Raw genomic sequence first — 9,884 nt, forward strand, 5'->3', positions numbered from 1 at the left:
ATAGCATCTTTTGAAAAAACTTACTAGCTTGACTTTGGGTAGAAAAAAAGCTTCAAACCTTGGCCTGAAACTTAAATAACAATTCAATCTAGTATTTTATTCATCTTGAATTGATATTAATCATACTACGTTATTAGAAAGTCATCTTAGTTTACCCAATAACATTTTTCTAACCAGTACAAACGATTCAGAGTGAAGTATAACATTAAGCAAAATGTACGATACCGCACCTATAAGTATAACTAGGGTTAGATTCACAATATTGAATTTCAAAATATTGACTAGTTCCGCAACAATAAAATACATAATTACAGAAGAAAACAGATATTTCCAACACTTAAAAAGTAATTCAAATACATGAATATCCTCACGAACTCTAATGAGTTGATATAATGTTACCGAAAATTCCGATAATACAGTTGCAACCGTCACTCCTATAGCGCCAAACTTAAATATCAAGGCAAAATTAAAGAATATATTCACGAAAACACCAATTAGAACTGAAATCGTATATTCTCTAACTCTATTAACAGGAATTAAGAACTGTTGTCCAATAACCCCACTCCAGGCGATAAAAATAATAATTGGTGACTCAATCATCATTAAAGTACCAACCTCACTAAAGTCACTCCCCATAAACCAAGTAGCGAAAGGCTGAGCAACTGCCATTATTCCAAAAACCATTGGAAATGCAAGGCAACTCACAAATTCAAAACCAGTCACTAAGTATTTTCGCACCTGAGTTATATTTCTTTTGGCAAAGGCGTTTGAAACTCTAGGTAAGAGTACAGGACCGGTAGCAGTCACAATGGCTAATGCCATTTTTATAAATTGATCTGAGTACTGAAAAATCCCAGAGGACTGAACTGAAATGAATTGTCCTAACATTGTTCTATTCAAAACCAAATAGATTTGAATCGCAATCTGCGGTATAAACATTTGCAATGCTGGTCTTAAGTGTTTCTGAATATTGATCTTTTTTAGCCCAGGCCAAATAATATCTTTTTTTAAGTAAGGCCACAGAGTTATATTCCCTAATAATTGAGAAGCAGACAGTATTAAAATATATATACCGATATCATTTTTGTTTTTTACAAAAATAAAAATAAGAACTATACTAACAACTTTAACAATAACATTTCTTAAAACTGTTTTCTTAAAGTCCTCCAATCCCATATAAAACCAAGAGATATCAAGAGCCGCAGCAATTATAAATAATGATTGATACAGCATATATAACTCAAATCTTTTATAAAAAAACATAAAAACAAAAAAAAGTATATAAGCTAACGAAACCGTAAATAACTTAAGTAGCTCTATTTCCCAAAACTTTTCAGACCTTTTTTCAACATTATCCTGCACATAGGCTATCTCTCTATTTCCATATAATGAAATACCAATCGATCCAAAAAGTACAAAATACTGAATAAGAGAATTTGTAAAGGTATTAATACCAACCCCTGTGGGTCCAAGAACCCTTGATACGTAGGGAACAGTTACCAACGGAGCCAAAAGCAAGAGGATTTGGTATCCCATATTATATATAAAATTTTTAACTACCTTCATGTTATTTCTCCGTTAAAAAAGTTCTGGATTTTCTTCAAAAAATTGCAACATTGACTCGTTTTGTTTTCCAAAGGACAAGTGACCTACTAGACTTTTTCTATCAACTACCATAGGCATTGAGTTTAATACGCAAAAGGTATCTATTTGAACTTCATCTTGTCCCATATCTGCGCCGCGACCAGTTGACTTAAAAAATCCCATCTTATCCCATGTACTTCTCTTAAAAGCAATCATTCCAATACTGAATCTAATTGGACAGGTTACCGCATTCAAACTATAGTTTTTAACTTTCTGATTCATTTCATCAACATTTCCAAAAACTTCATTATTCCAGAAGAATTTAGCAACTGCAACATCATTTTCTATTTTTTGATCTGGACCCGCTGCACATATATCCAAACCGAACTTACTATTATACAAATCTTCTTTTTCAAAAATATTTAATACTTCCGTGTGTGCAAAACCATTAATTGGAATCAATGGTGCTACAAACCCAGGTTTAACATTAATTGAAGGTGACTCGAGTTCATCTTCAATGCTCTTAATAGAATTTTGAGTAACGAAGATATCTTCATCAATTTTCACAATTGTTTCAGCATTTGACAGTTTTTGTATCGCTGTATTCAGAGCAACGCAGACGTTATTTTTCTTCAGTGGTAAGTATGCCCAATGATTTTCTTTTGCAATCACTGCAAGTTCTTCCAACTCACGTCCTGAGGATACAATCATGACATCATAATCATTAGGAATGTAACTCTTGAGTCTTTGAAATGTTTTTTTCCATAACTGTTGTTTATACCCTGCCAAAATAACAACTGCTTTGTTATAACCATTAAGATTGTCTTGAAAATGAACACTGGCATTCATCTCAAAGTCCTTGTGTAATTTAATCTGTAACTCAGCTTTTTTGTATATCGAATACACTCCTGGTATTGACTTTAGCATTTCTTTTAAAATAGTGTTTTCCTCACTTTATGAACGTTTTAAATATACTTTACGCTTTAAATAATAGCCAACCTATTAATTCAATATTTAGTTTTTATGAAACAGTTGATGCTATATAAAAACTGAGCATATGTAAATCTCTTGACTACCCGATCTAAAAAAAATTACTTTTCTTCAAATTTAAAATCAGAACCTAAATTAAATTCTTTCTTAACAGCCTCAAATGCTTCATGGAAAGTTTGATCCATATCCAAATAACGATATTGACCTAGACGACCTCCAAAAATAACATTTCCAACTTTCTTAGCTTCGTTGGCGTATTTCTTAGCCATATCATTATTCTCAGCATTATTAATTGGATAGTAGGCTTCTTTACCTGGTTTCCACTCTGCAGGATATTCTTTCGTAATAATAGTTTTATCTTCATCACCAGCACCAAATTCAAAGTGTTTCCACTCCATTACACGAGTATAAGGTGTTTCAGCATCAGTATAATTAATTACCGCATTACCTTGGTGATTATTTTCATCAATCGTTTCTGTTTCGAACTTCAATGAACGATATTCTAATTGGCCATGCTTATAGTCAAAGTATTGATCAATCATTCCAGTAAATAAGACACGTGGAAATTCTTTCAAATACTCATCTTTATTGGCGAAGAAGTCCGTATTTGTTTGGACATCAATCAAATCATTATCAAGCATCTTATCAAAGATTTGCGTATAGCCACCAACTGGAATTCCTTGGTATCGGTGATTGAAGTAGTTGTTATCATAAATATAACGAACCGGTAGACGTTTAATAATAAAACTTGGTAATTCGGTTGCTTTACGTCCCCATTGCTTCTCTGTGTAACCCTTGATCAGTTTTTGATAAATATCTGTTCCGATTAAAGAAATAGCTTGTTCTTCAAGATTTTTAGGTGTTCCATTGATACCCGCTACCTTTTTTTGTTCTTCAATTTTAGCAGCTGCTTCAGCAGGTGTTTTAGTACCCCACATTTTATAGAACGTATTCATATTGAATGGTAGGTTATAAAGCTCGCCCTTGTAGTTTGCAATAACTTGATTTTGATAATTATTAAAATCAGCAAAGTGATTTACATAATCCCATACTTCTTTATTATCAGTATGGAAAATATGAGCACCATAATCGTGGACTGTAATACCATGTTCTTGATGCGTGTATGTATTCCCAGCAACGTGGTCACGTTTTTCAATGACTAATGACCGCTTGCCTCGTTTAGCAGCCTCATAGGCGAAGATAGATCCAAATGGGCCAGCACCAACGATTAGATAGTCATATTTTTTGTTGTTTAACATAATTCCCTCCGCAATTACTATTTTAAATTAATATGGTGTACTTCGTTACTCGTAAAGATATTCACTTAAATTTTCTTCAATATACTTAATATCTTTAACAATATCTTTTTTATTTAGCCACAGTTTAGTATTGTTTTGTGATTTAGCTGGATCAAAAATTTGTTTCCTCTTACTCTGATCCTCAGCTTTTAGTCCTAGCCACTGCATTAAATTGTTAGTGGTATCTTCATAGTTAAATACCATATCCTCAAATCTAACAAATTTTATATTACCAGTATCGAGATTGTCCTGTTGTCTGTGTTGTCTAGTGTACTTAAACCATTTACAAAATGTCACAACATCCGTTGGAATAACTCCAGCTTGCCATTTAAACTTCTCCAGGACAAATAAATCTCTAGGGTCTCTGTCAACAATTACAATCTTAATATTATTAAAGTATCTAATATATCTATCTAAATTTGTAGGTGGGACCAACTGATCAACCATTATTTTGTCTTTACCATCAGAAACAGATTCAAAAAGTTCCTCTGTATATCTCTTTGTAGCTCTTAAAAATTTTTCTTCCGAAGGATGACTTCCATAAGTGATTTCATTTTTCATACTGTTATATGTTCTCTCTGGATTATTTTTCCAAACAGTAAGGTGTAACAGCTTATTTATGATTCTCTTTCTAAAATAGAAAAAGCTACCCTTATCCATTAAATCGTATTGCCACCAACCATGAAATTTAAAGTCCGTAAGCTCATCTATGTATCTATAAGAAAACTTGCTCCAATTACCATTGAAATATGTCTCGTACCGCTTATTAAATATTCCACCACTGTAAAAAGATACAAGATTTCTATAACGCTTCAAAGCATGTCCTGAGTTATGTCTGTTAAAGTTTTCTACTAAATTATATTCTAGGTCCGAAACACCATCTGGGTCTTGTAAAAACCGAAACTCCTCATTGGTAAATGAAAAAACACTATCGAATTCTGAAACAAAGTCTGTGATAACACTTGATCCGCTCCCATAATAACTTGCACATGTAATTAACTCCATAAATATCTCCTGATTTAAATTAAATTTTCAATAATATGCTCTAATTGAATTTCAATTTTATGAGGTTTAAAATCCTCAAGTCTTAACTTACTGGTATTCTTATACTCCTCATACTTGGTGCTATTACTTAATAGCTCATTTATTTTTTCTGCCATATCATCTGGGTTTTCAACTTCGCTCAAGAGTCCAAATTTATTATCTCCCAATATTTCTCTGGGACCTACTTTCGAATCGGTAACAACCATTGGCAGGTCATTTGCCAGTGCCTCAATCATGACGGTTGGTAGTCCTTCCCCCGTCACACTTGCATGAACTAACATAGTTGCTCCAGCATAGTATTTTTTCATATCAGTCTGATTACCTAGAAAGAAAATCTTAGAAGCAATATTATTCGATTTTTGCTCGACAAACTTTTTAACCTTTTCCTCTTCAGGACCTGTTCCTACAAAAACCAAGTTTGGATACTTATTGAACTTTTTATTGAGTATTTCTAATGCATTAATAACTGTATAGTGGTCTTTATGTGGATAGCTAAATCTTGCAACCATCAACAAATATGGACCATAGTTAGATCTTAAATTTTTCACTTCTTCCACATTCAACTTTTGATTTTCCATAAAAGTTGGATTATAAAGCTTATTAACATTCAGTTTAACGTAATTATGATATGTAAGTACTTCTTTTTGCCCATCACTAACTAGAACAATTAGATTTTTTATTTTTTTATATAGATTTAAATAACCATCTGAAATCAGAACATATTCATACAATGCTCCATGTAGCCAACCCATTTTTTTATTAGCACTCACAAAATCGTTGCTAACAAAAGTTAAATCATTAAAATGACCAGAAAAAGCAATTGCCAAATCAAACTTTTGTCTTAAAAAAGAGAATCTCAATTTACAATATACTTTATACACAAAGTTTATCAGAGTTAATAACATAAAGATAACTGGATATATGAATCTGCCATACCATTTGGACTTAATCAGTTGAGCATATCTTTCAGGGGCTAAACCTCTTGTAAATTTCACATTCCTAAATTTACATTCTGAAGGAAATTCTCTTTCCATATCTTTAAACTTTGGATTTAGATTTATTATAGTAACGTTATAATCAAGGTCTTCGAATATTTTTGCATAGTCTGAACCGACTTTTTCTATACCGCCGGTAATCAATCCATCGAAAACCATTGCAACACTTTTCATTTGTTTCTCCTCACTTTATGGCCCTTAAAAGATTTTTATAAAGCTATAAATCAAGATACTCGATATTTGGAAAACTAATAGCTCAATTAACTATTTGGTATATATAACTAAACAATAAATATACACAGTATGTTGAATTGTATTTAAATACTTTTATCAGAATATTTGATTCTGTGATACATTCTTATTGCATTTTGGGGGACAAGACACTTTAAGAGCTCGAAAAGTGGAACATATAATAAGTACAATGGAATATTCATTCGTTTTCTCCAAAAAAACATTCTCTTTGCAAGTCGCCATCTTCTGATATTGTTTCTCTTTTTAAAAGCCAATTTATCTTCTCTATAATTTAGTAAACACTCATCTAAGTTAACTCCATAGAAACCCTTCGAATATAATTTACACCAATAATCATAGTCCTCAACCCTAATAACATCGTCAGATTCATTATATCCACCAGTTTTTTCAAAAACACTTCTACGTATCATAACTGTAGGATTGGCAAAAATAATTCCACGCCAAATATCGACTTTGCTTAAACTATGTTTAAAATCGCTTTTACCGTAGACTCCGTTATTATCAAAATAGTTTATATTTGAACCAACAATGGCCACAGAACTGTTCTCTTCAAGATATTCTAACTCTGTTGTAATCCTACCTGAACTAGCAATATCGTCATCATCCATCCTTGCCACAAACTCACCCTGACACCTTTTCAGACCTATATTTAACGAGCTAGTTAATCCAGGATCTTCAAGGTTATTTATTAGTACGATCCTATCATCAATTTCAGATATCTTATTTACGATAGCTTCTGTTTTATCAGAAGAGTTATCGTTAACTATTATAAACTCAAAATCTGTAAATGATTGACTCAGAATTGAATCAATAGAACTCTCTATAGTCCTCTCGCCATTCTTTGTTGCCATTAGTACTGATATTTTAACCATCAGTTATACCTCTATAAATTTTTATAGTATTGGACTAATTGTCCATTTAATTTAGAATAATTATATTTTTGGGAATATTTACTAAAGCCATTTTCACCCATTTCAGAAATTTGAGATTCACTCATACTATTAAAAATAGTGACAGCTCTTTCTAAATCACTCACAGATCCCTTCTTAAAAACAAGACCATTAAATCCATCTTCGATGAGTTCAGGTAGCCCCCCGGCATTTGAGGAGATAACAATTTTTCTATTCTTCATTGCTTCTAAGGCCACAAGACCAAAGCCTTCCCACAACGAGGGTACTATCACAGCATCTGCTTTAATCATGTATGCACTAAGTTTACCGTTATCAATCCATCCTAGAAAATGTATATTTTCTTTTGTATCTTGATTCTTAGTATCTCCGAGCACTGATTCTCCAATAATAAATAAATCAATTCCTTTGTCTTTAAAGTCCAGACTATCAATAAGGAAGTTCAATCCCTTAGCCTTGTCAAAACGACCAACAAACAGCAACACTTTATTTTGGGGAGAACTTTTTTTTAATGTTACTGAACTCATATCATTTGATGATAGAGTCAAACTATTGGGAATAGAATTGTATACTATCTTCATTTTATTTTTTGGAAGTTTATGTTCAATAGCAACTAAATATTCATTTTTGGAAACATTTATAATTAAGTTAGTTTTTAATGCTAAAACTCTTTCAATGATTGCGTAAACTTTTTTTTCTAACTTACTTTTATTTTCTTGAATAAAGCTCCAACCGTGTGCGCAATATACCACTTTATAAGAAGGTTTTTTAAAAAAAAATAGTAATCTAATCAAACCCGCAAAGCTACTATGAATATGAACAATATCCGGTTCATAGGCATCTATGACTTTACGCTGAGACAACAGTTTAAATATTCCAGATATACCTCTTGAATACTTATACTTAAATTGCTTAAACTTACTTTCATTAATAAAAGTAAATTCCTCAGACTTATTTTTTGAGTTTATTAAAACAACCTGGTCAATGTCGTCCGACTCCAATTGAAAGCTAATGGTGTTTCTTAAATAAGTAGCAACACCACCTTTTGCATATTCAGCAAAATGTAATATTTTCATATTATCTCCTTTTAACAGAATCAAGTTAATTCTATTCATTTTCCTATAAACTGTGTTTTGGAATAAAACAAATTTGGATCAAATAAAATTTTTTTATTGTATGTTACTTGTAAAAGTTTTGCAATTACATCCATAAATTATTGATATTATTTAGAAATCATATTAATTTAATTAAAGTAAATATCAATAATTTATGTTAAAAGATTTCATTATACAAATATGCTATATGTGCTTTTACAGTGTATCACAACTAACTCTACACAGTTAAATATTCCTATAAGGAAGAATTAAAAATAAAACAAAAGAGTTTCGTTTATGGAAAATCGAAACTCCCGTATTCTTCATAAATTATTATCCGTCATATTGAACTCAACAGATGCAACTTATCAGATATAATTCAAATCTATTAATCTAAAAAAGTTAAACAGTTAGTCTTTTTTAACATATTCTATATTCGGATTAAAAAACATACCGGCCACGGAACCTTTTAGTATAGTGAATATTCTTTTCATTTTAAAACTATCCGAATTTTTTAAAACCTTTGCTATCTCTGAAAAAATATGAAGGAAGAATTTCATTCCTTCTTTACCAGATCTTTTTTTAGCACTATAAAAGTTATTTCTGAATGCATAAAAATATCTCGGAATTCTTGACACATCATCATATACTATTTCTGTGCCAATATTTTGCTTCATCTTGTGCACAACCACACTCTTTGGAACAAAATAGCATTTCATCTGGCTAGATACTCTTTGAGAATAATTTGAATCATCGCCCCAAACAAAGAACTCACTGATTGGATATCCTACCTTTTCTATTGCTGTCCGTGAAATTAACATAGACACAAAGCTACCACTTAGCAGTGGGACAAGGGGATCTGTTTCAAGAATGTTACTAGTCCAGTTAACGATGTCAGGCCAAGGTATATTCATTTTACAAGGTGTGTTATCTGTCCACACCACATTACTTAACAAAAATCCAAATTTGCTATGGTTTGTAGCTGCAATTCTTAACTCCGTTATAGTGCTTATACTAGGAATAGTATCATCATCCATAACCCAAACGGCATCATCATTAGTATTCGTATAGAAGTATTTCATGCCTGCATTAAAGCCACCGGCACCTCCGATATTTTTATCTAGCCTTACATATTCGATTTCAGGAGTTGATTCCAAGAATTCCTGCGTATCCTGGTCACTATGATTATCAACAACCACAATATTCTGTATTAACTCTGCTTCCTTTATTTTTAGAAGATTACTAATATTTTCTTGCAAAAGCTCCAAACGATTATATGTAACAACCAAAGCGGTAATTTTCATTTTTTTCCCCGAATCTATATTTTTAATTGCAAAAACTCTTCTGAAATTAAGTATTCAAATAAATATCTCTATATAATTCCACAAATCAACTGGTTTTTTTGTACAACTCAAAAATCCAATCAATATTTATAGTTATCAAATAATCCATTTGCGTTATTAACCACCTTTTTACGCTGAGTGACTTTAAACATAATGTTCAGTTAAGCGAACAATAATAACTGTATTCAAAATTTTTAATATATAAAGTCATATCACAAGTCAAAACTATAACATTTATACACAATATTGTCATCATAATCTCTGCCATATCACCAAAGGCACAATTTATAAAAAACGGTGATACACTGACTCCGAGTTAAATTATTAACCCTATATAATGTAATCATGGCCACCCGTAAAACGGGTGGTTTGCTCT

At 31.6% G+C, this 9,884-nt stretch carries 8 protein-coding genes; all 8 read right to left on the reverse strand.

Annotated elements, in window-relative coordinates; genetic code table 11:
- Positions 1–141: 141 nt before the first annotated feature.
- Positions 142–1,566, reverse strand: coding sequence for a flippase (locus IV88_RS08225; protein ID WP_057800423.1), 1,425 nt, complete (start codon positions 1,564–1,566; stop codon positions 142–144).
- Between the two features lie 12 nt (positions 1,567–1,578).
- Positions 1,579–2,433, reverse strand: a complete 855-nt coding sequence (locus IV88_RS08230) for a hypothetical protein (protein WP_057800424.1) — start codon at positions 2,431–2,433, stop codon at positions 1,579–1,581.
- 242 nt (positions 2,434–2,675) lie between these two features.
- Complete coding sequence (glf, locus tag IV88_RS08235) at positions 2,676–3,833, reverse strand: UDP-galactopyranose mutase (RefSeq protein WP_186823783.1); 1,158 nt, start codon at positions 3,831–3,833, stop codon at positions 2,676–2,678.
- A 45-nt stretch (positions 3,834–3,878) separates the two neighbouring features.
- Entirely contained in the window at positions 3,879–4,877 is a 999-nt protein-coding gene (locus tag IV88_RS08240; RefSeq protein ID WP_057800426.1) for a sulfotransferase, read from the reverse strand.
- Between the two features lie 14 nt (positions 4,878–4,891).
- Positions 4,892–6,085 carry a glycosyltransferase gene (locus tag IV88_RS08245; protein WP_057800427.1) on the reverse strand — a complete coding sequence of 398 codons (1,194 nt, stop codon included), beginning with the start codon at positions 6,083–6,085 and terminating at the stop codon, positions 4,892–4,894.
- Positions 6,086–6,228: 143 nt separating this feature from the next.
- Entirely contained in the window at positions 6,229–7,035 is an 807-nt protein-coding gene (locus IV88_RS08250; RefSeq protein WP_057800428.1) for a glycosyltransferase family 2 protein, read from the reverse strand.
- A gap of 11 nt (positions 7,036–7,046) precedes the next feature.
- Positions 7,047–8,147, reverse strand: coding sequence for a glycosyltransferase (locus IV88_RS08255; protein ID WP_057800429.1), 1,101 nt, complete (start codon positions 8,145–8,147; stop codon positions 7,047–7,049).
- Between the two features lie 428 nt (positions 8,148–8,575).
- A complete protein-coding gene (locus IV88_RS08260) occupies positions 8,576–9,469 on the reverse strand; it encodes a glycosyltransferase family 2 protein (RefSeq protein ID WP_057800430.1) in 894 nt (297 codons plus the stop codon).
- Positions 9,470–9,884 lie beyond the last annotated feature (415 nt).

It is taken from the genome of Pediococcus argentinicus (assembly GCF_001437605.1).
Taxonomy (GTDB): Bacteria; Bacillota; Bacilli; order Lactobacillales; family Lactobacillaceae; genus Pediococcus; species Pediococcus argentinicus.